At 75.1% G+C, this 26053-nt stretch carries 25 protein-coding genes; 14 read left to right on the forward strand and 11 right to left on the reverse strand.

What is annotated here, in order from left to right; all coding sequences use genetic code 11:
* The first annotated feature begins 20 nt into the window (after positions 1-20).
* Both ANAEK_RS08970 and ANAEK_RS08975 read left to right on the forward strand, forming a co-directional pair.
* Entirely contained in the window at positions 21-2216 is a 2196-nt protein-coding gene (locus tag ANAEK_RS08970) for a 4Fe-4S dicluster domain-containing protein (protein ID WP_012525835.1), read from the forward strand.
* Positions 2217-2299: 83 nt separating this feature from the next.
* Positions 2300-3130, forward strand: a complete 831-nt coding sequence (locus ANAEK_RS08975) for a formate dehydrogenase accessory protein FdhE (RefSeq protein ID WP_012525836.1) — start codon at positions 2300-2302, stop codon at positions 3128-3130.
* Between the two features lie 109 nt (positions 3131-3239).
* Here the strand turns inward: ANAEK_RS08975 and ANAEK_RS08980 are convergent, their stop codons facing one another.
* Entirely contained in the window at positions 3240-4424 is a 1185-nt protein-coding gene (locus ANAEK_RS08980) for a 6-phosphofructokinase (protein WP_012525837.1), read from the reverse strand.
* Positions 4425-4553: 129 nt separating this feature from the next.
* Between ANAEK_RS08980 and ANAEK_RS08985 the strand changes: the two genes are divergently transcribed.
* The 4 genes from ANAEK_RS08985 (at position 4554) to ANAEK_RS09000 (ending at position 8176) form a co-directional block, all read left to right on the forward strand.
* Positions 4554-5630 (forward strand): PLP-dependent aspartate aminotransferase family protein, encoded by a 1077-nt coding sequence (locus ANAEK_RS08985; RefSeq protein WP_012525838.1) that lies wholly within the window; start codon positions 4554-4556, stop codon positions 5628-5630.
* 65 nt (positions 5631-5695) lie between these two features.
* Positions 5696-6853 (forward strand): DUF748 domain-containing protein, encoded by a 1158-nt coding sequence (locus ANAEK_RS08990; protein ID WP_012525839.1) that lies wholly within the window; start codon positions 5696-5698, stop codon positions 6851-6853.
* Positions 6850-7260, forward strand: coding sequence for a peptidoglycan-binding domain-containing protein (locus ANAEK_RS08995; protein ID WP_012525840.1), 411 nt, complete (start codon positions 6850-6852; stop codon positions 7258-7260). Before ANAEK_RS08990 ends, ANAEK_RS08995 begins: the two co-directional genes overlap by 4 nt.
* Positions 7261-7300: 40 nt before the next feature.
* A complete protein-coding gene (locus ANAEK_RS09000) occupies positions 7301-8176 on the forward strand; it encodes a hypothetical protein (protein WP_012525841.1) in 876 nt (291 codons plus the stop codon).
* Between the two features lie 7 nt (positions 8177-8183).
* Here the strand turns inward: ANAEK_RS09000 and ANAEK_RS09005 are convergent, their stop codons facing one another.
* On the reverse strand, positions 8184-8765 hold the full coding sequence (locus ANAEK_RS09005; protein ID WP_012525842.1) for a TIGR00730 family Rossman fold protein: 582 nt from the start codon (positions 8763-8765) through the stop codon (positions 8184-8186).
* Positions 8766-8978: 213 nt separating this feature from the next.
* On the opposite strand from ANAEK_RS09005, the gene ANAEK_RS09010 reads away from it, so the two are divergent.
* Positions 8979-10433: an aminoacyl-histidine dipeptidase gene (locus ANAEK_RS09010; protein ID WP_012525843.1), complete on the forward strand. Its 1455-nt coding sequence runs from the start codon at positions 8979-8981 to the stop codon at positions 10431-10433.
* Here the strand turns inward: ANAEK_RS09010 and ANAEK_RS09015 are convergent.
* On the reverse strand, positions 10408-11187 hold the full coding sequence (locus ANAEK_RS09015; RefSeq protein ID WP_232288413.1) for a lysophospholipid acyltransferase family protein: 780 nt from the start codon (positions 11185-11187) through the stop codon (positions 10408-10410). The genes ANAEK_RS09010 and ANAEK_RS09015 overlap by 26 nt on opposite strands.
* An 84-nt stretch (positions 11188-11271) precedes the next feature.
* On the opposite strand from ANAEK_RS09015, the gene ANAEK_RS09020 reads away from it, so the two are divergent.
* On the forward strand, positions 11272-11823 hold the full coding sequence (locus ANAEK_RS09020; protein ID WP_012525845.1) for a ribonuclease H: 552 nt from the start codon (positions 11272-11274) through the stop codon (positions 11821-11823).
* Between the two features lie 63 nt (positions 11824-11886).
* Positions 11887-12903, forward strand: a complete 1017-nt coding sequence (locus ANAEK_RS09025) for an aldo/keto reductase (RefSeq protein ID WP_012525846.1) — start codon at positions 11887-11889, stop codon at positions 12901-12903.
* Between the two features lie 12 nt (positions 12904-12915).
* On the opposite strand, the gene ANAEK_RS09030 is transcribed toward ANAEK_RS09025, so the two are convergent.
* From ANAEK_RS09030 to ANAEK_RS09040, 3 genes are all read right to left on the reverse strand, one after another.
* Entirely contained in the window at positions 12916-13440 is a 525-nt protein-coding gene (locus ANAEK_RS09030) for a ferritin family protein (RefSeq protein ID WP_012525847.1), read from the reverse strand.
* Positions 13441-13567: 127 nt separating this feature from the next.
* Positions 13568-13891 (reverse strand): FKBP-type peptidyl-prolyl cis-trans isomerase, encoded by a 324-nt coding sequence (locus ANAEK_RS09035; RefSeq protein ID WP_012525848.1) that lies wholly within the window; start codon positions 13889-13891, stop codon positions 13568-13570.
* Between the two features lie 95 nt (positions 13892-13986).
* On the reverse strand, positions 13987-14715 hold the full coding sequence (locus ANAEK_RS09040) for an SIMPL domain-containing protein (RefSeq protein WP_012525849.1): 729 nt from the start codon (positions 14713-14715) through the stop codon (positions 13987-13989).
* Positions 14716-14848: 133 nt separating this feature from the next.
* On the opposite strand from ANAEK_RS09040, the gene ANAEK_RS09045 reads away from it, so the two are divergent.
* The 5 genes from ANAEK_RS09045 to ANAEK_RS09065 all read left to right on the forward strand — a co-directional run bounded on the left by ANAEK_RS09045 (position 14849) and on the right by ANAEK_RS09065 (position 20861).
* Positions 14849-15082, forward strand: a complete 234-nt coding sequence (locus tag ANAEK_RS09045; protein ID WP_012525850.1) for a hypothetical protein — start codon at positions 14849-14851, stop codon at positions 15080-15082.
* A gap of 168 nt (positions 15083-15250) precedes the next feature.
* A complete protein-coding gene (cimA, locus tag ANAEK_RS09050) occupies positions 15251-16801 on the forward strand; it encodes a citramalate synthase (RefSeq protein ID WP_012525851.1) in 1551 nt (516 codons plus the stop codon).
* 33 nt (positions 16802-16834) lie between these two features.
* The gene (gene leuB, locus ANAEK_RS09055) at positions 16835-17896 is read left to right on the forward strand and encodes a 3-isopropylmalate dehydrogenase (protein ID WP_012525852.1); all 1062 of its coding nucleotides are present in this window, start codon (positions 16835-16837) and stop codon (positions 17894-17896) included.
* Positions 17897-17916: 20 nt separating this feature from the next.
* A complete protein-coding gene (locus ANAEK_RS09060; protein ID WP_012525853.1) occupies positions 17917-19047 on the forward strand; it encodes an acyltransferase in 1131 nt (376 codons plus the stop codon).
* A 191-nt stretch (positions 19048-19238) separates the two neighbouring features.
* Complete coding sequence (locus ANAEK_RS09065; RefSeq protein ID WP_012525854.1) at positions 19239-20861, forward strand: fumarate hydratase; 1623 nt, start codon at positions 19239-19241, stop codon at positions 20859-20861.
* On the opposite strand, the gene ANAEK_RS09070 is transcribed toward ANAEK_RS09065, so the two are convergent.
* The 5 genes from ANAEK_RS09070 to ANAEK_RS09090 all read right to left on the reverse strand — a co-directional run bounded on the left by ANAEK_RS09070 (position 20842) and on the right by ANAEK_RS09090 (position 25964).
* Entirely contained in the window at positions 20842-22260 is a 1419-nt protein-coding gene (locus tag ANAEK_RS09070) for a WS/DGAT domain-containing protein (RefSeq protein WP_012525855.1), read from the reverse strand. The genes ANAEK_RS09065 and ANAEK_RS09070 overlap by 20 nt on opposite strands.
* Positions 22261-22365: 105 nt before the next feature.
* Positions 22366-23589 carry a COG3014 family protein gene (locus tag ANAEK_RS09075; protein ID WP_012525856.1) on the reverse strand — a complete coding sequence of 408 codons (1224 nt, stop codon included), beginning with the start codon at positions 23587-23589 and terminating at the stop codon, positions 22366-22368.
* A 13-nt stretch (positions 23590-23602) separates the two neighbouring features.
* The gene (gene lpoB, locus ANAEK_RS09080) at positions 23603-24217 is read right to left on the reverse strand and encodes a penicillin-binding protein activator LpoB (RefSeq protein ID WP_012525857.1); all 615 of its coding nucleotides are present in this window, start codon (positions 24215-24217) and stop codon (positions 23603-23605) included.
* Between the two features lie 16 nt (positions 24218-24233).
* Positions 24234-24794 carry a hypothetical protein gene (locus tag ANAEK_RS09085; RefSeq protein ID WP_012525858.1) on the reverse strand — a complete coding sequence of 187 codons (561 nt, stop codon included), beginning with the start codon at positions 24792-24794 and terminating at the stop codon, positions 24234-24236.
* Between the two features lie 210 nt (positions 24795-25004).
* Positions 25005-25964: a diacylglycerol kinase family protein gene (locus tag ANAEK_RS09090; RefSeq protein ID WP_012525859.1), complete on the reverse strand. Its 960-nt coding sequence runs from the start codon at positions 25962-25964 to the stop codon at positions 25005-25007.
* Positions 25965-26053 lie beyond the last annotated feature (89 nt).

Consider the following 26053-nt stretch of genomic DNA (forward strand, 5'->3'; position numbering starts at 1 on the left):
CGCGCTGAAAGGACACGACGATGAGCAAGGCCACGTTGATCGACACGACGTACTGCATCGGGTGCCGCTCCTGCCAGAGCACCTGCAAGCAATGGAACGACCTCCCCGCCGAGCAGACCGTCCTGCTCGGCGGTGACAAGGGGCTCCAGAACCCCAACACGCTGACCTCCAGCACGTTCGCGGTGGTCACGTTCGACGAGGTGGAGGACGCGAGCGCGCCGGGCGGGCTCCGGTACGTCTCCACCAAGCGCCAGTGCATGCACTGCGAGGAGCCGGCCTGCGCGGCCGCCTGCCCGGTGACGGCGCTGCACAAGACCGAGTCGGGCGCGGTCGCCTACGACGCCTCGAAGTGCATCGGCTGCCGCTACTGCATGTGGGCCTGCCCGTTCGGCGTGCCCACCGCGGAGTGGGACTCGCTCGCGCCCAAGATCCAGAAGTGCGACATGTGCGTGGGCCGCCAGGCGGCGGTCGCGCCCGTGGAGCGCAACGGCGTCGCGCTCAGCGCCGAGGAGCGCACCCGCCTCGCCGCGGCGTACGCCACCCCGGCGTGCGTGAAGCAGTGCCCGGCCGGCGCGCTGAAGTACGGCGACCGGGACGAGCTGCTGAAGGAGGCGCACGCGCGCATCGCCGCCAGCCCGTCCAAGTACGTGGACCACGTCTACGGCGAGCACGAGGTGGGCGGGACCAACATGCTGTACCTGTCGCCGGTCCCGTTCGAGAAGCTCGGGTTCCCCATGGACCTCGGCACCGACCCGCTGCCCCGCCGCAGCGCGGTGGCGCTCGGCGCGGTCCCGCCCGCGGTCATCGGGGTGGGCGCGGCGCTCGGCGGCGTGTACGCGCTGTCGAAGCGCAAGCAGGAGGTGAAGGCGAAGGAGGGGAAGGCGCACGAGCACCACCCCGAGTTCGCCCCGGTGAAGCAGCCGTTCTGGACCACCGCGAACAAGCTGCTCGCGGCGGTGATGGCCTGGGGCGCGATCTCCTTCGTGGCCCGGTTCGCCCTCGGCCTGGGCGGCTCCACCAACCTGAGCGACACCTACGCCTGGGGCCTCTGGATCGTCTTCGACCTGGTGTGGATCGCGGTCGCGGCCGGCGCGTTCGCCACCGCGGGCCTCATCTACGTGCTCCAGCGGAAGGACCTGTACTCCATCGGACGGTCCGCCGTGCTGATGGGCCTGCTGTCCTACTCCTTCGTCACGGTGACGCTGCTCGCCGACCTCGGCCTGCCGTGGCACTTCTGGCGCCTCGGCACCGAGGCCCCGCACCACTCGGCCATGTTCGAGGTCTCCTGGTGCGTCGGCCTGTACGTGACGGTCCTCGCGTTCGAGTTCATGCCGGTGCCGTTCGAGCGCTGGGGCATGAAGAAGGCGATGGACGCCTGGAAGCGCTGGTCGCCCTGGTACGTGGTGGGCGCGGTGACGCTGTTCGTCTACCTGATGTCCCGCAACGTGCTCATCGCCGCCGGCGCGGCGGCGGTGTTCTCGGTCCTGGCGTACGCGTTCCGCACGCGCCCGGGCGAGAAGCCGGTGCCCATCCTGCTCGCCATCGCCGCGGTGACGCTGTCCACCATGCACCAGAGCTCGCTGGGCTCGCTGTTCCTGCTCATGCCCGACAAGCTCGACCACGCCTGGTGGTCGCCGGTCATGCCGGTCTACTTCTTCCTCTCGTCCATCGCGGCCGGCCTGGGCCTGATGGTGCTGGTGGAGCTGTGGATCGCGAAGGCGTTCAAGCGGCAGGTCCGCGTGGCGCAGCTCGCCGCGCTGGGCAAGGTGGCCTTCTGGGCCCTCGCGGTGTACGAGGCGTTCCGCCTCGGCGACCTGGCCGTCCGCGGCCAGCTCGGGCACGCGCTCACCGGCCCGAAGGCCGGCCTGTTCCTGGCCGAGGTGGTGCTGGGCGGCCTGCTGCCGCTCGTGCTCCTCGGCGCGGCGAAGCTCCGTGAGCGCCCGGCGGTCCTCGGCCTGGCGTCGGCCCTCGCGACCGGCGGCATCGTGCTGAACCGCATGAGCGTGGTGGTGTTCGCGATGAACCTGAAGGGCGCCATGCCCCAGGACTCGGCGCAGCCGTACCTGCCGAGCGCGGTCGAGTGGGGCGTCTCGCTCGGCCTCATCGCGGCGACCATCTTCCTGTTCGGCCTCGCCGTCCGTCACATGCCGGTGCTGCCGAAGGAGGAGCCCGCCCAGGCGGCGAACGAGCCCAACGCAGAGCAGGCCAGCGCGTAACGCGCCCGCGCGTACGCGACCCGAAGCTCCCGGTGCCGGTTCCCGGTGCCGGGAGCTTCTCTTTTCGCTACAAGGGAAGGCCCATGGACACGGAACTCCAGGACTGGCTGCGCACCCACCCCTACCTCTCGCGGATCGCCGACGTCCAGGGGAGGGTCGAGGACGCCGCGGCGCGCGCCGAGGCGGCCCCCCCGCCCGCGCCGGAGCAGTGGGAGGCCTACCGCGCCGAGTACGGGCGCGGCATCGCGCTCCTGCGCGCCGAGCAGGGCCGGCCCGACGTCGCGGCGCACGGCGCCGCCGCGCTCGAGCAGGTGATCGCCGCGCTGGACGCCGCGCCGCTGCCCGACGCCGTCGCGGCCGGCGTGCGCGAGCTGAAGGAGCGCTTCGCCGGCCGGCCCGCGGAGCTGCGCGGCGCCGTCGCCTGGGTGCTCGACGGCGAGCACGCCGAGGCGCCGGCGCAGCCCGGCCTCCTCCGCTACCTGGGCTGGAGCGCGCTGCGCCGCGTGCTCGCGCCCACCGTGGCCGCGTTCCAGGCCTGGCGCGACGAGGACGGGTGGATGCACGCGCACTGCCCCACCTGCGCGGCGCGCCCGGTGGTGGCGCAGCTCGTCCCCGCCGCGGCCGGCCGCGAGCGCCGCCTCGCCTGCGGCTGCTGCGGGACCCGCTGGAAGTTCCGCCGCATCGGCTGCCCGTACTGCGGCAACGCCACCGCCGAGAAGATCGACGTCTTCGAGGTGGAGGGCGAGGACGGCCTGCGCCTCGACGTCTGCCAGGGCTGCAACGGCTACCTGAAGACGGTGGCCCGGGAGGGCGCGCCGGACCTGCTGCTCGCCGACTGGACCACGCTCCAGCTCGACGCGCTCGCCCGCGAGCGCGGCTACAAGCGCCTCGGCACGTCGCTGTACGAGCTGTAGGCCGGCGGGACCGCGCCGCGGCCCCGCGCCCGGAGGACGGGCCGCGGGGGCGGCGCGGGCCGTGGGCCGCGCGCAGGGCCGGGGGCCGCGCGCAGGGCCGGGGGTCGCGTCAGATCTTGTTGAGGAACACCGGCAGCCCGCGCTTGTTCGCGTAGATCGGGCGCAGGCGGTCGGTGTTGTACATGCTCGCCACGTCCACCTTGCGGGGCCCGAGCTTCGGGTCGGGGATGGGGACGAGGTCGTAGCGCCCGTCCACCAGCGCCGACATGAGGCCGCTCTTGCCCTCCAGCACCGCGTCGAACGCCATGGTGCCGAAGGTGTACGCGATGAGCTTGTCGATGAAGTCGGGATCGCCCGAGCGCAGGTCGTAGGTCAGGTCGGAGACGATCGTCTCCTCGCCGGTGCGCCGCTTGATCTCGTCGGAGAGCGACTCGCCCACGCTGGCCTTCTTGCGGTGGCCGAACGCGTCGGGGTCGCCGTACTCCTGCACCGCGTAGCCCTCCCACTGCGCGCCCTCGGAGAGCACGATGAGCGCGTAGCCCGAGGGGTTGTCGCGCTTGTCGGTGACCAGCAGGTCCACCACGTGCTCGATCTTCGGCTTGTGCTCGGGGATGAGGCAGCGGATCGAGGTGACGTAGGCGGTGTAGAGCGAGGTGAACCCCGCGTCGCGGCCGAACACCCGGAAGACGCCGATGCGCTCGTGCGAGCCGACCGTGGTGCGCTGGCGCTCGATCGCGTCCATGGCGCGGGTGATCGCGGTCGAGAACCCGATGCAGTACTCGGTGTTCCGGACGTCGTTGTCCATGGTCTTCGGGATCGCGATGACCTTGAACCCGAGGTCGTGGAGCCTGGCCGCGTAGGACAGCGTGTCGTCGCCGCCGATGGCGAGCAGGTAGTCGAGCCCGAGCGCCTCCAGGTTCGCGAGCACCTGCTTCGAGACGTCGAAGGTGGTGGTGGCCGTCCCGCCCTTGGTGCTGGTCGAGGTCGGGAACGACGTCCCCTGCAGGTGCGGCGGCAGCTTCTTCATCTTCGCGGGATTCGTCCGCGAGGAGTGGAGGATGGTGCCGCCGGTCCGGTCGATGGTGCGGGTGTTCTCGCGGTCGAGCGGCCAGACGTAGCGCGCCTTGCTGGCGGAGTCGGTGAGGTCGAGGTGGGTGAGCCCCTCCCACCCGCGCCGGATGCCCACGACCTCGATGTCGTGCTCGGCGCCGCGGTACACGACGCTCTTGATGACGCTGTTCAGGCCGGGGACGTCGCCGCCGCCGGTGAGGATGCCGACGCGCTTCTTGGTCATGGCCAGCATCCTAGCCGCGCCCGCGCGCCCGCGCCCGAAACCGGAGCGTGACGCCGGGTGACCGGGCGGGGCCGGGGTGACGCGTGCGGCAGCTTGCCGCCGGGGCCGGGCGGGACGAGGATGCGCCGCATGGCCGATCCGCTCCGCCCCGAGACCCTCGCCCTCCACGCCGACGCCGGCCTCGAGCCGTCCCCCGACGTCGCCCCGCCCATCCACCTCTCCACCACCTTCGACGCCGACAACCCGGAAGGCCTCGTCTACTCGCGCGACGAGCAGCCGACGCGGCGCCGCCTGGAGGCGGTGCTCGGCGCGCTGGAGGGGGGCGGCACCGCGGTGGTGTACGCCTCCGGCCTCGCGGCGGTCACCGCGGCCCTGCTCCACCTGCAGCCCCGGCGCGTCGCCATCGCGCGCGGCGGGTACCACGGCACGCACGCCGCCATCGACGCGCTGGCGCGGCTCGGGGTGGAGAAGGTCGCGCTCGACGCGCCGGTGGGCAAGGGCGACCTCGTCTGGCTGGAGACCCCGCGCAATCCGACCTGCGAGGTGCAGGACGTCGCGGCGCACGCGGCGCGCGCCCGCGCGGCCGGGGCGCTGCTGGTGGTGGACGGGACGTTCGCGACGCCGGCGCTGCAGCAGCCGCTCGCGCTCGGCGCCGACCTGGTGATGCACTCGCTCACCAAGTTCCTCTCCGGCCACTCCGACGCGCTGGGCGGCGTGCTGGTGGCCCGCGACCCGGCGCTGGGCGCCGCGCTGCGCCGCGGGCGCACGGTCGGCGGCGCGGTGCTGGGCGCGCTCGAGACCTGGCTCGTCCTGCGCGGCGTGCGCACGCTGGGCGTCCGGGTCCGGGCGCAGTCCGCGACCGCCACGCGCCTGGCCGAGTTCCTCGCGCCGCGGGTGGCGCGCGTGTGGCACCCCTCGCGCCCGGACTTCCCGGGCCGGGAGCTGGCCGCCCGCCAGATGCGCGGGCCCGGGCCCATGCTCGCGTTCGAGCTCGGCAGCGAGGCCGAGGCGCGGGCGCTCCCCGGCAAGCTCCGGCTGTTCCGGGACGCGACCTCGCTCGGCGGCGTCGAGTCGCTCGTCGAGTGGCGGCGCAAGGTGGACCCCGAGGCGCCGCCGGCGCTCCTGCGCGTCTCGGCCGGCCTGGAGGATCCCGACGACCTCGTCGCGGACCTCGAGCAGGGGCTCCGCGCCGTGGCCGCCGGGTAGGGCGCCCGGCCGGCGATCCCCGCGGGTGCCGGGGCGCGCGCCCGGGGCCATGCTTCAGCGAGGCCATGCGGCGCCGCACCGCCAGACGCCTCGCCGTCGCGCTCGGGATCCTGCTCGTCCTCGGGATCGCGGTCCGGCTCGCGCTCGATCCGATCGCCACCTGGCGGACGCGCAAGGTCCTGGCCGGCCTGGAGGGCATGCGCGGGACGTTCTCCGACGTGGAGATCCGGCTGCTGTCGCTGTCCTACGTCATCCACCACCTGCGCATCGTGAAGGTGGGCGCCGGCGGCGCGGCGCTGCCGTACCTGGAGGCCGAGCGCGTGGAGCTGGGCCTGTACGGCAAGGAGCTGCTGCACGGGAACGTGGTGGCAGGCGTCGAGCTGCGCCGCCCCAAGCTGAACCTGCTGGTCGGGAAGGCGCGCGAGCGCACGCAGGCGGCGAAGGAGGCGCCGGAGGCGGGGCGCGGCCTGGAGCGGCTGGCGCCGTTCCGGATCGATCGGGCCGAGGTGAAGGACGGCGAGCTGCTCTGGGTGGACGGCCGCGAGAAGGAGAAGCCGCGGCTGTGGTTCCACGGCATCGAGGCCACGCTCGAGAACTTCGCCACCCGCGCCGCGCTGGCGCGCCGGGAGCCCACCGTGCTCGCCGCGCGCGCCACGCTGCAGCGCTCCGGCACGGTGTCGGTGTTCGCGACCGCGGACCCGCTCGCGAAGCAGCTCACGTTCGCAGGGCAGGGCACGGTCACCGGGCTGCGGCTCGCGGAGCTGGGCGAGCTGCTCGACGCGAAGACCGACCTCGTGCCGGAGAAAGGGACGCTCGACCTGTACGTGCGGTTCCGCGCCGAGGACGGGCGGCTCTCCGGCGGCGTTCGCCCGCTGGTGAAGGACGCCGAGCTGAAGGCCGGCGCGCCGGACCTCGGTACGCGGCTGAAGGCCATGCTCGCCGACGCGTCGCTGCACCTGTTCTCGGACGAGCGCGGCGGCAAGGAGGTCGTCGCGACCACCATCCCGATCGAGGGGAGCGTGCGAGGGCCGCAGGTGCAGGCGGTGCCGACCATCCTCGGCGTGCTGCGGAACGCGTTCGTCCGCGGGCTGGCCGGCGGCCTCTCCGGCCTGCCGCCGCCGAAGGCGAAGGAGAAGCAGGGCACGCTGGAGCAGGCGCGGCGGGCGCTGTCGCCGGGGCACGGGCCGCCGCGGGCGCAGCCGCGGAAGGGCGAGAAGCGATGAGGGCCTGGCGCGCGCTCGCGCTGGCGGCGGCCCTGGGCTGCGCGACCGGCGGCAGGAGGGAGCCGGTGCGCCCGCCGCCGACCGGGGGCGCGGCCGAGGCGCCGGACCGGCCCGAGGAGCTCGGCGTCCCCCCGCGCGGCGAGCGCCCGCGCGTGCCGTCGTCGCCGGAGGCGCTGCTCGCGCCGGGCGCGGTGGGCGAGATCCAGGACGCGCTGCGCGACCGCGGCTACCTCGGTGCGCACCGCCGCGGCGAGCTCGACCGCGCCACCAGCGCCGCGCTGCGCCGCTTCCAGGAGGCGCAGGGGCTGGCCGCCACCGGCGCGCCGGATCGCGAGACGCTGCGGCGGCTCCACGTCGATCCCGCACGGGCGTACGGGCGCGACGAGGGCCCCGGCGGCGGCTCGTGACGGCGCCCCCGCCGCGCGGCGCGGCTGGTACAGTCGGCGGGTGCGGTACTGCGAGGGACGGCCGGAGTCGGGCGCGCGCCCGCTGACGCCCGGCGAGCGGGCCTGGGCGGCGGCGCTGCGCCGACGGCTGGCGCTCCGCGCGGGGCTGGCCGCGCTGGCGGGTCCGCTCGCGCTCGCGACCGTGCCGCTCGCGCCGTGGTTCGCGCGGCACGTGATGCGCCTCGGCGAGCGCATGGCCTACGCCGCCGGCACCGGGTGGATGGGGCTGGTGCTGCTGCTCGGCGTGCCCGCGGCCGTTCTGCTGGTGCGCGACGGTCTCCGCGCCTGGCGGACGCTGGCCCGCGATCTCGACGAGGGGCTCGCGGTGCGCTTCGGCGACGGCGCCGGCGCGCTCGAGCTGCTGCCGCGGAGCGGCCGGGTGCTGCCCGGCGGCGCGCGCGGCCGGGCGCGGCGCGTGGCGGTGGGCGAGGCCGCGGCGGTCCCGGCGGACCCGGTCACCTGGGCGCTGCCGGTGTCGGACGTGCCCGAGGCGCTGCAGGGCGGCGGCTGGGTGAAGCGCGCCCTCACGCCGGAGGAGAAGGACGAGATCGCCGCGTTCGCGGCCCGGGTGGCCCGCTTCCCCTGGGCGCTCGCGATCCTCACGCTGGCGCTGCTCGCGGCGGCGGCCGGCCGGGCCGGCGCGCACGCGGCCGCGCCCGCCACGGCCGCGCTGTGGGTGCTCGCGGCGGGGCTGGGCTGGTGGCGGGTGGCGAGCGCGCGCGCCATGGCGGCGCGGCTGCGCGTCGACGTGCGCGAGGGCTGGGTGATGCGCGCCACCGCGGGCGCGGCCGCCGGCGACGAGATGCTGCCCGACTCGCGCGCGGCCTGGGCGCGGGCGGGCGCCCCGGCGCCGTGGCGGCTGCGGCGCCGGGCGTGACGTGCGCTCAGGGCTCCACGTCGCGCGGCGCCGCCCACTTGTGCTCGGGCGGGCGGTACGCGGCGAGCTTGTCGAGGAGCTCCGCGGGATCGCGCGCCACCTGGAGCATGGCGCGGTACTCGGGCCGCATGAAGCCCTCCTTCACCGCGTGGTCCGCCATCGCCAGCAGCGGCGCGAAGTAGCCGGACACGTCCAGGACGCCGAGCGGCTTGCGGTGGATGCCGAGCTGCGCCCAGGTCCAGATCTCGAACAGCTCCTCGTAGGTGCCGGCCCCGCCCGGCAGCGCCACGAACGCGTCGGTCAGCTTCGCCATGAGCGCCTTGCGCTCGTGCATGGTCTCGACCACGTGCTGCGCGGTGAGGCGCTGGTGCGCCACCTCGCGCTCCACCAGCGTGCGCGGGATGACGCCCACCACCTCTCCGCCGGCGGCGAGCGCGGCGTCGGCGGCGAGGCCCATCAGGCCCACCCGTCCGCCGCCGAACACCATCCCGATGCCGCGCCGGCCGAGCAGGGCGCCGGTGTCGCGGGCGGCGGCCGCGTACTCGGGCCGGACACCGCTGGAAGAGCCGCAGAAGATGCAGATCCGCATGGAGGGGAGCGCTCCGGGAGTGTGGAGGGCGTCGGTATAGCGCATCGGGCGGACGCCCGCCGCAGGGAGACGCGAGCCGGCCGTCCGTGACGCGGCCCCGGCCGCGGCGCGAGGGCGCTCCGCCGCGCCGGCTTCCTGCTAGGCTGCGCGCGCACGGAGCCCGCCCGCACGGTGCGGGGACCGCATCCGCGAACCTTCGCAACGGGAGCACGCATGTCCGCCGATCTCGGAACCCTCGAGCCCAGGGCCCTCTGGAGCTACTTCCTCGACCTCTCGCGGATCCCGCGCAGCTCGAAGAACGAGGCGGCGGCCGCCGCCTGGGTCGCCGGGGAGGCGACCCGGCTCGGCTGCGAGGTGGAGCGCGACGCCATCGGGAACGTGCTCGTCCGCAAGCGCGCCTCGCCGGGCCGCGAGGGCCGGCCGGCCCTGGCGCTGCAGGGCCACCTCGACATGGTGTGCGAGAAGAACGAGGGCACGCCGCACGACTTCGAGAAGGATCCGATCCAGGTGTGGCGCGACGGCGAGGTCCTGCGCGCGCGCGGCACCACGCTCGGCGCCGACAACGGCGTGGGCGTGGCCGCGGCGCTCGCGGTGCTGGCCTCGCGCGACCTCGCCCACCCCGCCATCGAGGCGCTGTTCACGGTGGACGAGGAGACCGGCCTCACCGGCGCGAACAACCTGAAGCCCGGCTGGCTCCGCGCGCCGCGCCTGCTCAACCTCGACAGCGAGGAGGAGGGCGAGCTGACCATCGGCTGCGCCGGCGGCGTGGACACCGTCGCCTCGCGCGCGCTCGCCGTCGAGGCGGCGCCGGCCGGCCGGACCGCGCTGCGGCTGCGGGTGATGGGCCTGAAGGGCGGCCACTCCGGCGTGGACATCGCGGCCGGCCGCGGGAACGCGGTCCGCCTCCTGGGGCAGGTGCTCGAGGCGGTGGTCGCGAAGCACGACCTGCGGATCGCCGCGCTGAAGGGCGGCAACAAGCGGAACGCCATCCCGCGCGAGGCCTCGGCGGTGGTGCTCGTCGAGCCGGCCCGCGAGGCCGCGCTCCGCGCGGACCTGGGGGCGCTGGAGCGGGACTGGAAGGCGGCGCTGGGCGCGTTCGACCCCGGCCTGGCCATCGCCCTCGAGCCCGGCGCGGCGACGAAGGTGATCGCGGCCGGCGACGCGCGCGCGGTGACCGGGCTGCTCGTGGCGGGGCCGCACGGCGTGGAGGCGATGAGCCCGGACATCCCGGGGCTGGTGCAGACCTCCACGAACCTCGCCATCGTGGACGCGGACGCGGCGGCGGGGCGGGCCGAGGTCTGCTTCCTCACGCGCAGCGCCATCGACGCCTCCAAGCGGGCGCTGGCGGCCCGGATCGCCGCCATCGCGGCGCTGGCCGGGTTCGAGGCCCGGCACTCCGGCGGCTACCCGGGCTGGAAGCCGGAGCCGGGGTCCGGGATGGTGAAGCTGGTGAACGGCGTCCACCAGGCGCTGTTCGGCAAGCCCATGGTGGTGAAGGCCATCCACGCCGGCCTGGAGTGCGGCCTCATCGGCGAGAAGTACCCGGGCATGGAGATGGCCTCCATCGGCCCGAGCATGTGGGACGCGCACACGCCGGACGAGCGGGTCTCGATCGCGTCGGTGGCGGCGTTCTGGCGCCTGCTCACCGCGATCCTGGCGCAGGCGTAGCCGGCGCGGCCCGCGGCGGCGCGGCGGGGGCCTCCAGCTCCGCCAGCGCCGCCGCGATCCGGCCGCGCACCTCCTCGCGGAGCGCGTCCACGTCGGCCGGCGTCCGGCCCACCGTCGGCACCGGCGGCAGGATCCGCACCTGGATGGTGGAGGGCCGGATGGCCGCGCGATCCGGCGGCATGGCGCGCCAGGCGCCGGAGATCGCCACCGGCACGATGGGCACGCCCAGGTCCACGGCCAGGCGGAACGGCCCGGCGTGGAACGGCTGGAGCAGGCCGTCGCGGGTGCGGTGCCCCTCGGCGAACAGGCCCACCGGCACGCCCGCCTCCAGCCAGCGCCGCATCGCGCCGAGCGCCGCCGCGCCGCTGGCGCGGTCGCCGCGCTTCACCGGCACGTAGCCGGCGAGGTGGAACGCCCAGCCGAGCCAGGGCAGCCGGAACGCCTCCACCTTGCCGAGCCACTTCATGTTGCGGGGCAGGCACGCGACCGCGATCGCGTCCACGATGGACTGGTGGTTCGGCACGACCACGAACGTGGCGGGGGGCGGCGGGAGCGACCCCTCGATGCGCGCCGGCCAGAGCGGCGCGTGGCGCAGCAGCACCTCGCCCAGCCAGCGGAGCAGCTCGCTCACCGCCATCCGCCGCCGGTCGAACGGCGCGGTGAGCAGGAACAGGACGAGCGCGAGCGGGAAGGACACGGCCACCACCGCCCCGGCGAGCGCGTAGGTGAGGGCGGTGGCGAGCAGCCGGCGCACGGAAACAGGGTAGCGGGCCGGGCGCCCGCCGGCCACGCCGCGCCCCGAGGTGCTGTCAGGGCGGCGGGGTAGGGTGCGCGCCCCATGTCCCAGGCCCGCTTCATCGCCTTCTCCGACGGCTCGGCGCTCGTGAACCCCGGCGGCCCGGGCGGCACCGGCTTCGTGGTGCTCGACCGCGCCCGCCCGGCCTACCGGTTCGGCGGCACGCGCTGGGTGGAGGACGGGCCCAACGCCGTCACCAACAACCGCATGGAGCTGCGGGCGGTGCTGGAGGCGCTGGAGGGGCTCCCGGGCGGCGAGCAGGTCGAGGTGATCTCCGACTCGCGCTACGTGGTGGACGCGCTCTCCCGGTGGATCCACGGCTGGCGCAAGAAGGGCTGGCGCACCGCGAGCGGCGAGCCGGTGCTGAACCGGGATCTCATCGAGGCGCTCGACGCGCGCGCCAGCGCGCTCAGCGTCCGCTACACCTGGGTGCGCGGGCACGACGGGCACGCGGTGAACGAGGTGGTGGACCAGCTCGCCCAGGCGGCCGCCCGCGGCGTGGCCGGTCCGGGCGAGGCCGAGGTCGTGGCGGCGCTGCGGGCGGAGGCGTTCCTGGCCGGCGGCCCGGCGGCACCCCGCTCCTCGCGCGCCTGACCGTCTCCGGACGCGGGCTGCGCCCTCCCGCCGCGGCGCGGGCGGCCGCATCCTGTGGCGGAGATGCCGCCGCTGACCCGCCGGGACTTCCTCCGCGCCGCGCTCGCCGCGACCGTGCTCCCGGCCGCCGGCTGCGGCGGGGGCGCGGGCATGGGTGACGGGCGGGGAGGCGGCGCGGACGAGGTCCCGCGCCGGGCGCTGGGCCGCACCGGCGAGGCGGTGTCGATCGTCGGGCTGGGCGGCTTCCACCTGGCGGTGCCGGCCTCCGAGCAGGAGAGCCTCCGCATCCTCCGCGCCGCGGTGGACGGCGGCATCACGTTCCTCGACAACTGCTGGGACTACCACGACGGCGAGAGCGAGCGCCGGATGGGCAAGGCGCTCCGCGACGGCTACCGCGACCGCGTGTTCCTGATGACCAAGGTGGACGGGCGGACGAAGGCCTCGGCGGCGCAGCAGCTCGAGGAGTCGCTCCGCCGGCTCGAGACCGATCACGTGGACCTGCTGCAGCTCCACGAGGTGATCCGCGACGACGACCCGGGCCGGACGTTCGCGCCCGGCGGCGCCGCCGAGGCGCTGCTGGAGGCGCGCCAGGCCGGGAAGGCGCGCTTCCTCGGCTTCACCGGCCACAAGTCGCCCGACATCCACCTCGCCATGCTCGCGGCCGCCGGGGCGCACGGCTTCCGCTTCGACACGGTGCAGATGCCGCTGAACGTGCTCGACGCGCACTTCCGCAGCTTCGAGCACCGCGTGCTGCCGGCGCTCCTCGAGCAGGGCATCGCGCCGCTCGGCATGAAGCCGATGGCGGACGCGCGCATCGTCCAGCGGAACATCGCCTCGGCCGAGGAGTGCCTGCGCTACGCCATGAGCCTGCCGGTCGCGACCGTGATCACCGGCTGCGACGCGCTCGAGCGCGTGGAGCAGGCGCTGCGGGTGGCGCGGGGGTTCCGGCCGCTCGCCGAGGCGGAGGTGAGCGCGCTCCTCGCCCGCACCGCGCCGGCGGCCGCGAGCGGCGCGGACGAGCGGTACAAGACGACCGACGGGTACGACGCCACCACCCACAACCCGAGCTGGCTCGGGTGAGGCGGGGCCGGGCTACCCGGCGTCGGAGCCGGGCTCGTCCGCGTCCTCCTCCTCGAGGTCCGGCCCCGGCGGCAGCCTCTCCATCTTCTCGCGCACCAGCCGCTGGTGCTTCAGCTCCTCGCCCTGGAGCTCGGTGAACAGCTTTCGCACCTCGGGATCGCGCACCTGCTCGAGCGCGGCGGTGAAGAAGTCGTAGGCCTTCTCCTCGGAGGCGAGCGCCACCTCCATGGCCTGGCGCGCCGACATGAACACGCGCGGCGCGGTGACGTCGGGCGCCTCGACGTCCTCGACGGCGTCCGGGGAGACGTGCGCCGGCGCGGCGCCGAACAGCTTCGCGCGTCGCTCGGCCAGCTCGGTGCGGTGCCGGGCCTCGTAGCTCGCCATCATGCGGAACATGTCGGACGCGTCGCCGGCGTACCGGCCGCCCACCAGCTTCGTGAACTCCTCGTACCGGCCCTGCGCCTCCTGCTCGATGCCGATGGCGAGGTCGAGCGCGTCCTGCAGGCTCAGGCTGGAATAGTCGATGGTCGTGGTCACGTGCCCCCTCCTGTCTCCGGTGGATCGCGGACGGGGAGCACCTAACGGCGCGCCGGGCGGGTTGCGACGGCCGCCGCGGCCTCCTCTCGGGGGCCAGCGCAGGAGGGCGGCGGCCGGACGCGGACCGTCAGTAAACCGAGAGCAGCTCCACCTCGAACACCAGCGTGGCGCCGGGCGGGATCTCCGGGGGCGCTCCGCGCGCGCCGTAGGCCAGCTCCGGCGGCAGCGTCAGCTTCCGCTTGCCGCCGACCTTCATCCCGGCGACGCCGCGGTCCCAGCCCTCGATCACCTCGCCGGCGCCGAGCCGGAAGGAGAACGGGCTGCCGCCCACCGACGAGTCGAACTGCTTCCCGTCGAGGAGCCAGCCCGTGTAGTGGACCTCGACCGTCTTGCCCCGGACCGCCTCCGGGCCCTTCCCCTTCACCAGCTCCTCGATCTTCGGCTTGGCCATGCGCGTGCGCTCCTCGACGGGTGTGGCGCGTAGGGTAGCCGCGCGCGGCCCGGCGCGCCACGCGGGGACGCCGGGCGGCGGGCGGCCGTCGCGAGTCAGCGGATGGCGAAGGTGACGCTCACCGTGGCGGCCACCTCGACCTCGCCCGCGGCCACCGGCGCGGCCTCCGCCTTCATCGACATCACGCGCGCGTCGCGCATCACCGGAAACGGGCGGACCTCGCCGCCCTCGGAGACGGTCAGCACCTCGCCCAGCGTCACGCCGGCGGCGCGGGCGATGGCCTCGGCCTTGAAGCGCGCTGTGGCGTAGGCGGCGGCGAGCGCGCGGGCCTGCTCCGGCGTGGGATCCTCCTTCTCGAACGCGAGCGACCGCAGCGTGTTCGTGCCGGCCGCGAGCACGCGCTCGATCACCGTGCCGAGGGCGGCGAGGTCGCGGACCTTCACGCGCAGCTCGTCGGTCACCGTGTAGCCGGTGATGGGCCCGGGGCCGCCGCCCTTCACGTTCCAGTCCCGGTCCACCGAGACGTCGTGGCGCGCGGTCTGCACGTCCTTCTCGGCGACGCCGGCGCGGGCCAGGGCGTCGAGGATGCGGCGGAGCTGGGCGTCGGTGTCGGCGGTGACGCGCCGGAGGTCCTTGCCGGTGGCGGTGACGCCGGCGAACAGCACCGCGACGTCCGGGCGCACCGAGACGTGCCCCTCGCCCGAGACGGCGATGACGCGCGGCGACGGGGCCGTCGCGGGCGCCGGGCCGGCCGGGACGGGCTGGGCGCCCGGGGCGGTGGGGGCGAGGGCGAGGGCGGTGGCGAGGGCCAGGGTGCGGAACATGGTGCGACCTCCGGTGCGGGTTCGGCGGTAGGAACGCCCGGGGGCCGGATCCGATCTAGACCCCGACGGGGTCCGGGCCGGCCGCGCATCCGCGGGTGACGCCCGCCGGCGAGGACCGTAGAATCCCCGCCCCTTGGAAGCCCTCCTCGACCCCTCGAAGCCGCTGCACTGGATCGTCGCCGCGGTGCTGCTCGTCTCCGGCCTGGTCTGCGCCTGGATCGGCGTGCGCGACGGGTTCGTGCGCCGACGCATGCCGACCAGCGGCGGCCTGCTCACCGGCGGGAAGGCGCTCGCCGCCGGCGTGCTGTACGTGGCGACCGGCCTCGCCGGCGTGGTGGGGGCGCTCCTGTTCGCGCTCCGGCGGTGAGTCGCCGCCCGCACGCAACGTGGCGGATCGACGCAACCATCCGGGTCGTGTATCGTGCACGGTCCAGCCCCGTTGGGGGCTCGATCACAGCGGACGGCGGGACGGCCGCGGCGCGACGGGCGCCGGCGGTCGGGGACGCGTCGTCCGCAGCGCGCGGAAGGAACGCGGATGATCCAGATCTACGACACCACGCTGCGGGACGGCACCCAGCGCGAGGGCATCTCGCTCTCGTGCGAGGACAAGCTCCGGATCGCGCGCCGGCTCGACGAGCTCGGGGTGACGTTCATCGAGGGCGGGTGGCCCGGATCGAACCCGAAGGACGCCGAGTTCTTCGAGCGCGCCCGCGACCTGCCCTGGAAGCACGCCCGCATCGCCGCGTTCGGCTCGACCTGCCGGGTGGGCGGCGGGCCCGAGGACGACGCGAACATCCGCGCGCTCCTCGACGCCGGCACGCCCGCCTGCACGGTGGTGGGCAAGACCTGGACGCTGCACGTCACCGAGGTGCTGCGCACCACCTTCGACGAGAACCTCCGCATCATCGAGAAGAGCCTCGCGTACCTGCGCGCGCAGGGGCGGCGGGTGATCTACGACGCCGAGCACTTCTTCGACGGCTGGCGCGCCGACCCGGGCTACGCGCTCGAGACGCTCCGGGCCGCGGTGCGCGGCGGCGCCGAGACGCTGGTGCTCTGCGACACGAACGGCGGCTCGCTGCCCTGGCAGATCGGCGAGACGGTCGCGAAGGTGCAGGCCGCGCTCGGCCACCCGCTCGGCGTCCACTGCCACAACGACTCCGAGTGCGCGGTGGCGAACTCGCTCGCGGCGGTGCACGCCGGCGCGGTGCAGGTGCAGGGCACCGTCAACGGCTACGGCGAGCGCTGCGGCAACGCGAACCTCTGCTCGATCATCCCCGCGCTGGAGCTGAAGCTGGACGTGCGCTGCCTCCCCGAGGGCAAGCTCTCCGAGCTGTACGAGGTCGCGCACTTCGTGGCCGAGGTGGCGAACCTCGCGCCGGACGAGCACCTCGCCTACGTGGGCCGGTCCGCGTTCGCGCACAAGGGCGGCATCCACGTCGCGGCGATGCGGCGCAGCGCCACCAGCTACCAGCACGTGGACCCGGAGCGGGTCGGCAACACCATGCGCGTGGTGGTGAGCGAGCTGTCCGGCCGGGGGAACCTGCTCTCCAAGGCGGAGGAGTACGGCATCGCGCCGGACTCCATCGCCGACGTGGGCGCGGTGCTGAACGAGATCAAGGCGCTCGAGGCGAGGGGCTTCGCGTTCGAGGCGGCCGAGGCCTCGGTGGCGATGCTGATGCGCCGCCAGCAGCCGGGCCACCGCGCGCCGTTCGAGCTGGTGGACTTCCTCGTCAACGTGGAGCACCGCACCGGCCGCGGCATCTTCTCGGAGGCCATGGTGAAGGTGCGGGTCGGCGAGGAGGTGCTGCACACCGCCGCCGAGGGCGACGGCCCGGTGGACGCGCTCACCGCGGCGCTGCAGAAGGCGCTGGCGGGGCACTACCCGCAGGTGAAGGCGCTGCACCTGTCGGACTACAAGGTCCGCATCCTCGACGGGCAGCACGGCACCGCGGCGGTCACGCGGGTGCTCATCGACATGCAGAAGGGGCCGCGGCGCTGGAGCACGGTGGGCGCGAGCCAGAACATCATCGAGGCGAGCTGGATCGCGCTGGTGGACGCGGTCGAGTACGGGCTCGCCCTCGCCTAGACCTCACACCAGGAACCCAAGGAGACACCGAGCGTGAACGCGAAGATCGTGGTGCTGCCGGGCGACGGGATCGGGCCGGAGGTGACGGCCGAGGCGGTGCGGGTGCTGGAGGCCGTGGCGCGCCGGGGAGGGCACACGCTATCGTTCACCGAGCGGCTGATGGGCGGGTGCTCCATCGACGCGCACGGGACCGCGCTCACGCCCGAGGTGCTCGCCGACTGCCAGGCGGCCGACGCGGTGCTGCTCGGCGCCGTGGGCGGGCCGAAGTGGGACGACCCGCGCGCCAAGGTGCGCCCGGAGCAGGGGCTGCTCGGCCTGCGCAAGGGCCTGGGCGTGTTCGCGAACCTGCGCCCGGTGCGCGTGCACCCGAGCCTGCTCGACTCCTCCCCGCTGCGCCCGGAGAAGCTCCGCGGCGTGGACATCATGGTGATCCGCGAGCTGACCGGCGGCCTCTACTTCGGCCAGCCCAAGGGGCGCGACGTGAAGGACGGGCACGCGCGCGCGGTGGACACGCTCGAGTACCAGGACTTCGAGGTGCGCCGGGTGGTGGAGCTCGCGTTCCGCATCGCCAAGGGGCGGAAGAAGAAGGTCACCAGCGTGGACAAGGCGAACGTGCTCGAGTCCTCGCGGCTGTGGCGCGAGATCGCCACGGGCATCGGCCAGGCCAACCCCGACGTCGCGCTCGATCACATGCTGGTGGACACCGCCGCCATGCGGCTCGTCACCAGCCCGGCCACGCTCGACGTGGTCGTCACCGAGAACATGTTCGGCGACATCCTCACCGACGAGGCGTCGGTGCTGGCCGGCTCGATGGGCATGCTCCCGTCCGCCTCCATCGGCGAGAAGGGGCCCGGCCTCTACGAGCCCATCCACGGCTCCGCCCCGGACATCGCCGGCAAGGGCATCGCGAACCCGGTGGGCACCGTGCTCTCCGCCGCGCTGCTGCTCCGCCACTCGCTCGGCCTCGAGCCGGAGGCGGCCGCCATCGAGCGCGCGGTGGACCGGACCATCACCGACGGCTGCCGCACCGCCGACCTGGGCGGGAAGCTCTCCACCCGCGCCATGGCCGACGAGATCCTGAAGCGGCTCGCCTAGCCACGCCCCGGGACGCCGCCATGCCGGCCGGCCCACGCGGCCCGCTCCCCGCGCTGGACGGGCTGCGCGGGCTGGCCATCGGCGGCGTCCTCGCCTGCCACCTGCTCAACGCCTGGCCCGGCGCCGGCGCCTGGGAGCGCCGCGCGGTGGCGGCGCTCGGGCTGGGCTGGACCGGCGTGGACCTGTTCTTCGTCCTCTCCGGCTTCCTCATCACCGGCGGCCTGGTGGACACGCTCGGCCAGCGCGGCTGGTGGCGCGGCTTCCTGGTCCGGCGGGCGCTCCGGATCTTCCCGCTCTACTACCTCGCGCTCGCGGTGTTCGCGGTGGTGGGGCCGGCGCTCGGGCTGGTGGACCCGTGGACGTTCGGCCGGTGGGGCTGGTGGTACTGGGGCTACCTCGGCAACTGGGCCTACGCGGCGCGGCAGGTCATCCCGGCGCTCTCGCACTTCTGGTCGCTCGCGGTGGAGGAGCAGTTCTACCTGGCCTGGCCGCTGGTGGTGCTGCTCGCGCGCGGGCGCGCGCTCGCGGCGGCGTCGGCCGCGCTGGTCTGCGCCGGGCCGGCGCTGCGCTGGCTCATCGTGGACTCGGGGCTGCCGGTGGGGAGCGCCTACCGGCTCACGCCGGGCCGGGTGGACGCGCTCGCCATGGGCGCGCTCGTCGCGGTGGTGGCGCGCGCGCCGGGCGGCGCCGGGCTGCTGCGGCGCGCCTGGTGGCCGGCGGCGGCGGTCGGGGCGGCCGGGTTCGCCGCGCTCGGGCTGCCGCACGGGTTCGACATGCACGCGCGGCCGCTCGAGATCTGGAGCCACCTCTGGCTGGCGCTGGCGTTCGGCGGCCTGGTGGCGGGCGCGGTCGCGACGGAGGGGACCCTCCACCCGCTCCGGCGCGCGCTGTCCGCCGCGCCGCTCCGCGCGCTGGGCCGGTACAGCTACGGCCTGTACGTCGTCCACTACCTCGTCCACGTCGGCGCGCTCGGCGCGCTGCGGGCGCGGCCCTGGGGCGCGGCGCTGCTCGCCTCGCGCGCGGGCTACGCCGCCTACGCGGTGACCGCGCTGGCGGCCTCGCTCCTGCTCGCCTGGGCGAGCTTCCACCTGGTGGAGCAGCGCTTCCTCGCGCTCAAGGACCGCCTCGCGCCGCGCCGCGCCGCGGCGTAGCGGCCCCCCGCGCGCGCCTGCGGAGGGGCCGAAAGCGGACCGGTCCGGGCGAGAATCCGCGTGCGAACGGGGCTCAGCGGCGCATCGACACCGGCCGCCGTCCTGTGCTTTCCTGCGGGCCCCGGGCACCGAGAGCGCACCGGCCCGCGTTTCGACTTCCCACCCCGTTCGCCCGCGAAGGAGAGGCACACATGGCGACTCCCGCGTTCCACTACCAGGACCCGTTCCCCGTCTCGAAGGACGCGACCAAGTACCGGCTCCTCACCAGCGAGGGCGTGTCGGTCGGGACGTTCGAGGGCAAGGAGATCCTGAAGGTCGAGCCGGCGGCGCTCACCCGCCTCGCGCGCGAGGCGATGCGCGAGGTGTCGTTCTTCCTCCGTCCCGAGCACAACGAGCAGGTCGCGAAGATCCTCTCCGACCCCGAGGCCTCGCAGAACGACAAGGGCGTCGCCGTCGCGTTCCTCAAGAACGCCGAGATCGCGGCCCGCGGCGAGCTGCCCATCTGCCAGGACACCGGCACCGCCACCATCGTGGCGAAGAAGGGCCAGCAGGTCTGGACCGGCGTGAAGGACGAGCAGTACCTGTCGGAGGGCGTGTACCTCACCTACACCGGCGAGAACCTCCGCTACTCGCAGACCTCCGCGCTCGACATGTACCGCGAGGTCAACACCGGCACGAACCTGCCGGCGCAGATCGACGTCCTCGCGACGGAGGGCGCCGAGTACAAGTTCCTGTTCGTGGCGAAGGGCGGCGGGTCGGCCAACAAGACCATGCTGTTCCAGGAGACCAAGGCGCTCCTCACGCCGGAGAAGCTCGAGAAGTTCCTGGTCGACAAGATGAAGTACCTCGGCACCGCCGCCTGCCCGCCGTACCACATCGCGGTGGTGGTGGGCGGCACGAGCGCCGAGACCTGCCTGAAGACGGTGAAGCTCGCCTCGACGAAGTACTACGACGGCCTCCCCACCGAGGGGAACGAGCACGGCCAGGCGTTCCGCGACGTCCAGCTGGAGCAGCGGCTGCTCGAGGCGGCCAACAAGCTCGGCATCGGCGCGCAGTTCGGCGGCAAGTACTTCGCGCACGACATCCGCGTGGTGCGGCTGCCGCGCCACGGCGCCTCCTGCCCGGTCGGCATGGCGGTGTCCTGCTCGGCCGACCGCAACGTGAAGGCGAAGATCAACCGCGAAGGGCTCTGGATCGAGGAGCTCGACCACGCGCCGGGCCGCCTCATCCCGCTCGAGCTGAAGAAGGGCAAGCACGAGCACGGCGTGAAGGTGGACCTCAACAAGCCCATGAAGGAGATCCTGGCCGAGCTGACGAAGTACCCGGTCTCGACCCCGCTGCTCCTCACCGGCACGCTGGTGGTGGCCCGCGACATCGCGCACGCGAAGTTCAAGGAGCTGATCGACCAGGGCAAGGGCGTGCCCGAGTACCTGAAGCACCACCCGGTGTACTACGCCGGCCCGGCCAAGACGCCGAAGGGCAAGCCGTCCGGCTCGTTCGGCCCCACCACCGCCGGCCGCATGGACTCGTACGTGGACCTGCTGCAGTCGCACGGCGCGTCGATGGTGATGATCGCGAAGGGCAACCGCAGCCAGCAGGTGACCGACGCGTGCAAGAAGCACGGCGGCTTCTACCTGGGCTCGATCGGCGGCCCGGCCGCGGTGCTGGCCGAGGAGAACATCAAGAAGGTGGAGTGCATCGACTTCGCCGAGCTCGGCATGGAAGCCGTCTGGAAGATCGAGGTCGAGAACTTCCCCGCGTTCATCCTGGTGGACGACAAGGGCAACGACTTCTTCAAGAAGCTGGGGATGTAGCCGGCCCCGCCTCGATCACCCGCACCCTCCGGCTGGCAGGCGCGCCCGCGAAGGCCGCCTGCCGGCCGTCGTGTTCCGGGGCCGCCGCGGCGGCCGGGTGCCGGGCGCGGCGCGCGGGGGGCCGCGGCGCGAACGCCGCCAGCTCCTCGTCCAGCGCGCCCGCCAGCGCGCGCGGGTCGATCGGGAACGCCGCGTCGGCGCGCACGCCCATCGTCACCTTGCCGGCGTAGCTGAAGACGCTCACGCCCAGCCCGAGCGCGGCCGGGTGCGGGACCCAGAACAGCAGCTCGTCCACCCGCCGGCCGGCGAGGTGGAGCCGCCGGCTCGGGCCGGGGACGTTGGTCACCACCAGCGACGCCTTCCGCGAGAAGAACGCGGTGCCGAGCCGCTCCAGCGCGGGCGGCGCGAAGCCGAGGGCGCCCAGCACCCCGAGCGCCACCCACGCGTCCGGGCTGCGCTTCAGCGCGGCGGTGCGGCCGCGCACGATCTCCAGCCGCTCGTCCGGCGCGAGCGCATCGACCGGCAGGTCGAGGAACACGAGGCCGAACTGGTTGCCCGCCCCGGCCACCCCGGCCGCGGGCGCCGCGCGCAGGTTCACCGGCACGAGCGCGCGCACGTCGTCGGGCAGCGGTCCCGGCGGGACGGGCCCGGCGCGGAGGGCGCGCGAGAGCGCCCCGGAGAGCGCCGCGAGCAGCGCGTCGTTCACGGTGCCCCCGCCGGCCCGGGCGGCGGCGCGCACGTCGTCGAGCGGCCACGGCCGCGACCACGCGACGGTCCGCCGGCCGGAGAGTGCCGGCGGTGCGAGCGGTCCGGTCGCGGTGGGGAGCGTGGCCATCTTCCAGAGCGCGGCCGCGGCGGCGAGCGGATCCCGGAGCAGCGCGCGGGCGCCGCGGCGGAGCGGGTCGCCCCCGGGCACGTCCGGCGCCGGCGCCTCGACGCGGCCGGCGTGCTCGTCGGAGAGGCCGAGCAGCACCGACACGAGCGCGACCCCGTCCGCCATGCAGTGGTGGAGCTTCACCACCAGCGCGCTCTCCTCGGCGCCCTCGAGCAGCAGCGCGCGCCAGGGCGGGCGGCCGGCCGGGAGCGGCTGCGTGGCCGCCTCGGACACGGCCGCCTCGAGCGCCTCCGGGTGCGCCTCGCGCAGCGGTCGCGCGCTGAGGTGCCGCGCGATGGAGAAGCGCGGATCCGGCTCCCAGGCCGGGCCGCCCAGCGCGCCGGCGTCCGCCACCCGCGCGCGGAACCGCTCGTGCGGCAGCAGCCGTTGCTCCAGCAGCGCGCGCAGCCGCGGCGGGGTGAGGCGGCCGGCGAGGCGCAGCAGCACCACGATGTCGGCCGTGTTCTCGGGGCGGTCCATGCGCAGCCAGGCGGCGTCCACCCGGCTCATCGGCTCGCGGGTCATGTCGGCTCCTGGGCCGGATCCTGCGCGGATCGGCGCGCGGAGGGAGGGACCGGGAGGGAGCCCGGGCGACGTGACGCAGGGGAGGGCGGCCGGCCGGCCGGTCAGTCAGTACCGCCGCTCCACCAGCAGGGTGACGCGGCGCGGACGGACCACCACCGTCCGGCGGAGCACCTTGCCCCCGCTGCGGAGCACCACCTCGTGCGTGCCGGCGGGCAGGCGCAGGCGCGCGACCTGGAGCTCCGCGGGCAGCGACAGCCAGCTCCGCCGGTCCGCCTCGCTGGTGGACGTCAGGGCCAGGAACGTCAGCCACCCGAGCACCTCGCTGTCCGTCGCCTCCCCGACCGCGGCGGCGACGCCCCCCTTCAGCACCGTGCTCGCCACCGCCTTGGCGGCGATGCGGCCGATCCGCTCCGACAGGTGCACCTGCGCCACCTCCTCGAGGGAGGTGACGGTGACCGCGTCGGCGCGCCGGGCGCCGGCCTCCAGGGTGGCGGCGTCGCGCACCCACGGGCGCGTGACGTACACCGGGACCACCAGCAGCTCCGGCCCGGCGCCCTGCCGGCTGGACCGCTTCTCCGGCGACAGGCCCGCCTCGAGCACGAGCACCACCTGCCCCTCCTCGGCGCCGAGCGGATCCGCGCCGAGCGCGGGGCGCGCCGCGGCGAGCGCGTCGGCCTCCTCGGCGCGGCCGGTCGCCCGCGCCAGCCGCAGCGCGGGCTCGGCGAGCGGGCCGAGGTCGGGCGCGAGGCGCAGCGCGTCGGCGTAGTCGATGTACGCCGAGTCCGGGTTGCCGGAGTCCTCCCACAGCACGCCGCCCAGGTAGCGCGCCACCGCGAGCTGCTGGTACGGCTTTTTCTCCTCCTGCACCATCTTCCGCAGCCGCTCGTCCACGCGCCGCACCTCCACCAGCGCGTCCTCGTCCTTCCCCAGGGCGGCGTAGTTGAGCGCCTGGACGACGTTGATCATCAGCTTCTCGAAGTCCTCGCCGCGGTAGGCGCGGGCGCGCTCGTTCTCGAGCAGCGCGCGCCCCTCCTCGCTGACCGAGATCGCCTCGAGCGACGCGGCCAGCCGCTCGGCGCGGGCGAGCACCGGGAGGCTCTCCTCCCAGCGCCGCGCGGCGTGCAGGATCATGCCTTGGTCGAGCAGCGCGAGCAGGCGGTCGCGCTCGGGCCCGCGGCGCACCTCCGCCTCGGCGAGCGCCGCGGCGCGGTCGTGGTCGCCGGCCTGGTATGCCTCGCGCATCGCGCGCGTGCGCGAGACGTAGTCGCCGGCGCAGCCGGAGAGCAGCACGGCCCCGAGCGCCATCGCGGCCGCGCGGGCGCGGCGCACGGCCCCCCCCCCCTTACCAGCCCACCGACTGCTTCCGGAACTTCTTCCGCAGCTCCTTCTCGTCGGTCCAGGTGATGAGGCCGGTCCGGAGGTCGGTGAGCTGCATGGTCATCTTGTAGTAGACGACCTTGTCCGCGCCGACCTCCTGCACGATCGACGCGATCTGCCCGGTCAGGACGTAGTCGGCGCCGACCTGCGCGCCCGGGCCCTTGGCGGTCTCCTTCGCGACCATGCCGGACTGCTGGTAGTCGTACTCGGCGGCGATCTGCTCGCGGGCCGCCGCGTCGGCGAACGCGAACCGGCCGGACCGCTGCAGCTCGACCCGGACCTTGTCCGCGAGCGACTCGGTGTCGATGTGCTCGGAGGTCTTGTTCCGGACGCGGCCCACCACCAGCACCGGCCGGCCCGGCAGCCCCTGCACCGCGGGCGCGCCGAGCAGCGAGCCGGTCATCTTCCTGGCGATGAGCTGCAGGTCGTTCTCGTTGAACTGGTCGGAGAGCAGCTCGATGGTGTTCGGGTCCTCGTAGGCACCGCGGGTGAAGGCTCGCGGGCCGCAGGCGGCGACGAGCGCGGCGGCGGCGAGCAGCGGGAGCGTGCGGGACGGGGCGCGGGGGCTGGCGCGGGTCATGGCGGTCCTCCGGGCGCTACAGGCGCAGGCCGAGGCCGAGGAAGATGCGGTGGGTGACGGTGGTGTCCTGCTCCACCGGGATGTCGAGCGCGTAGTGGAGGCCGAGGACGAACCGGTCGCTCGCCTCCAGCTCGGCGCCGATCTGCGGGCTCAGGCCGAAGCGGCTCCGGCCGTTCCAGTGCATGACGCCGCCCTTCACCCCGGCGCTCAGCGAGAACGGCGACGCCGGGGTGCGCAGGCGTGGCCCCACCAGCACCAGCGTCCGCTCCAGGTCGAAGTCGTAGGCGCCGGTGAGCTCGAGCAGCAGCCAGTCGTCGGGCGACCAGGCGAGGTCGGCGCCGAGGAAGTAGGGCCGGTCCTTGAGCGGGTACCCCGGCCCCTCGCTGGAGATCGCGCCCCCCGCGTCGAACGTGATCTGGAACGCGCCGGGACCGGGCGCGCGGCGGTAGCCGCCCTGGCCGATCTCGGTGCCCTCCGGGCCGTCGGTCCTCCCGGGCGGCGCCGCCGGCTGCGCCAGGGCCAGCGCGGGCAGCGCGGCCAGCAGGAACGCTGCTACGGAACGGAGCGGTCGAGCCATGGCGAGCCCCCTCTCGCGCAGTCGAGTGCCGTCGTCCTCGCGTATCCCCCTCGCGGGACCGCGGCGCAAGGACCCATGCGTGCGTGTGCGGCGTCGTCGCGCGCCGCTGCGTCCGGCCGCCCGCCCGCTGACGTCCCCCCGGACGCGGCGCGCGCCGCCTCCGGGGGGCGGGGCAAGGCTCCACGCGACGGCGAACGGGCGGCAGCGCCGTCAGGCGCCGCTCGCGGCGACGCGCCGGCGGCGGCCGGTGATGATCCGCAGGGCGGCCGGCTCGACCCGGATCTCGATCTCGCCGGGGGAGGCCGAGCCCTCCAGGTCGATCTGGATGGGCCAGCGCGAGGCGAGGCGGATCCGCGCCGCCCGCGCGGTGCGGACGCTGCTCCGGGGCGGGGCGGCCGTGGCGACGCCGTGGCGGAGCGCGGAGGTGAACGTGCGGCGCCGCCGGTGCACCACCACGTCGGCGAGGCCGTCGGCGGGGTCGGCGTCCGGGTGGACCACCGTGCCCCAGGCCACGCAGGGCAGGTTGTACACGCCCACGTTGAACACCGGCTCGGAGGGATCGGCGAGCACCACCCCGTCCGCCTCCAGGCGGACGCCGGTGTGCTTGCGGAGCGCGCCCGGGAGCGCCGCCAGCACGCCCCCCACCCGCGCCAGGCCGCGCCCGCGCGAGGCGCCGGAGATGATCTGCCCCTCGAACCCGCAGCTCACCGACGCGAGCGCCAGCGGCGCCTCGGGGTGGGTGGTCACCAGCGCGTCGATCTGGAGCGAGCGGCCGTCCGCGATGGCGGCGAGCGCGCGGCGAAGGTCCGCCACCCCGAGCGCGTGGGCGATGACGTTGCCGACGCCGAGCGGGAGGATGGCCATGGGCCGGTCGGCGCGGTCCGCGGCCCGCACCGCGCGCGCCACGAAGTTCACGGTCGCGTCGCCGCCGGCGGCCACCGGGATCTCGTCGGGCGCGAGCCCGCGCATGGCGCGCTCGGCCCCGGACAGCGTGGTCACGACCGAAAGGCGCGATCGGCGGGTCCAGGCGGGCGCGCGGGAGAGGAGGCCGCGGAGGCGCGCGGCGGCGTGGCCGTCCTGCGCCTCGGGGTTCACCAGGAAGACGAGGCGGGGGAACTCCACCTCGCGCCCGGAGGTGCGCGCCTGCTCCGTTCCCTCCGCTGCCCGCATGCGGCCCCCTTCGACCCCGTGACGTTACACGCGGGGACGCAGCGTTGCCAGCCCGTCACGCGAGGAGCGCGGAGTTCGGGGAGAACCGC

The sequence above is a fragment of the Anaeromyxobacter sp. K genome, from assembly GCF_000020805.1.
In the GTDB taxonomy this organism is placed as follows: Bacteria; Myxococcota; Myxococcia; order Myxococcales; family Anaeromyxobacteraceae; genus Anaeromyxobacter; species Anaeromyxobacter dehalogenans.

Coding starts and splice junctions, on each gene's coding strand:
- ANAEK_RS08970 (WP_012525835.1), top strand. CDS start 21: ATGAGCAAGGCCACGTTGATCGACACGACGTACTGCATCGGGTGCCGC.
- ANAEK_RS08975 (WP_012525836.1), top strand. CDS start 2,300: ATGGACACGGAACTCCAGGACTGGCTGCGCACCCACCCCTACCTCTCG.
- ANAEK_RS08980 (WP_012525837.1), bottom strand. CDS start 4,424: ATGACCAAGAAGCGCGTCGGCATCCTCACCGGCGGCGGCGACGTCCCC.
- ANAEK_RS08985 (WP_012525838.1), top strand. CDS start 4,554: ATGGCCGATCCGCTCCGCCCCGAGACCCTCGCCCTCCACGCCGACGCC.
- ANAEK_RS08990 (WP_012525839.1), top strand. CDS start 5,696: ATGCGGCGCCGCACCGCCAGACGCCTCGCCGTCGCGCTCGGGATCCTG.
- ANAEK_RS08995 (WP_012525840.1), top strand. CDS start 6,850: ATGAGGGCCTGGCGCGCGCTCGCGCTGGCGGCGGCCCTGGGCTGCGCG.
- ANAEK_RS09005 (WP_012525842.1), bottom strand. CDS start 8,765: ATGCGGATCTGCATCTTCTGCGGCTCTTCCAGCGGTGTCCGGCCCGAG.
- ANAEK_RS09010 (WP_012525843.1), top strand. CDS start 8,979: ATGTCCGCCGATCTCGGAACCCTCGAGCCCAGGGCCCTCTGGAGCTAC.
- ANAEK_RS09020 (WP_012525845.1), top strand. CDS start 11,272: ATGTCCCAGGCCCGCTTCATCGCCTTCTCCGACGGCTCGGCGCTCGTG.
- ANAEK_RS09025 (WP_012525846.1), top strand. CDS start 11,887: ATGCCGCCGCTGACCCGCCGGGACTTCCTCCGCGCCGCGCTCGCCGCG.
- ANAEK_RS09035 (WP_012525848.1), bottom strand. CDS start 13,891: ATGGCCAAGCCGAAGATCGAGGAGCTGGTGAAGGGGAAGGGCCCGGAG.
- ANAEK_RS09040 (WP_012525849.1), bottom strand. CDS start 14,715: ATGTTCCGCACCCTGGCCCTCGCCACCGCCCTCGCCCTCGCCCCCACC.
- cimA (WP_012525851.1), top strand. CDS start 15,251: ATGATCCAGATCTACGACACCACGCTGCGGGACGGCACCCAGCGCGAG.
- ANAEK_RS09060 (WP_012525853.1), top strand. CDS start 17,917: ATGCCGGCCGGCCCACGCGGCCCGCTCCCCGCGCTGGACGGGCTGCGC.
- ANAEK_RS09065 (WP_012525854.1), top strand. CDS start 19,239: ATGGCGACTCCCGCGTTCCACTACCAGGACCCGTTCCCCGTCTCGAAG.
- ANAEK_RS09070 (WP_012525855.1), bottom strand. CDS start 22,260: ATGACCCGCGAGCCGATGAGCCGGGTGGACGCCGCCTGGCTGCGCATG.
- lpoB (WP_012525857.1), bottom strand. CDS start 24,217: ATGACCCGCGCCAGCCCCCGCGCCCCGTCCCGCACGCTCCCGCTGCTC.
- ANAEK_RS09085 (WP_012525858.1), bottom strand. CDS start 24,794: ATGGCTCGACCGCTCCGTTCCGTAGCAGCGTTCCTGCTGGCCGCGCTG.
- ANAEK_RS09090 (WP_012525859.1), bottom strand. CDS start 25,964: ATGCGGGCAGCGGAGGGAACGGAGCAGGCGCGCACCTCCGGGCGCGAG.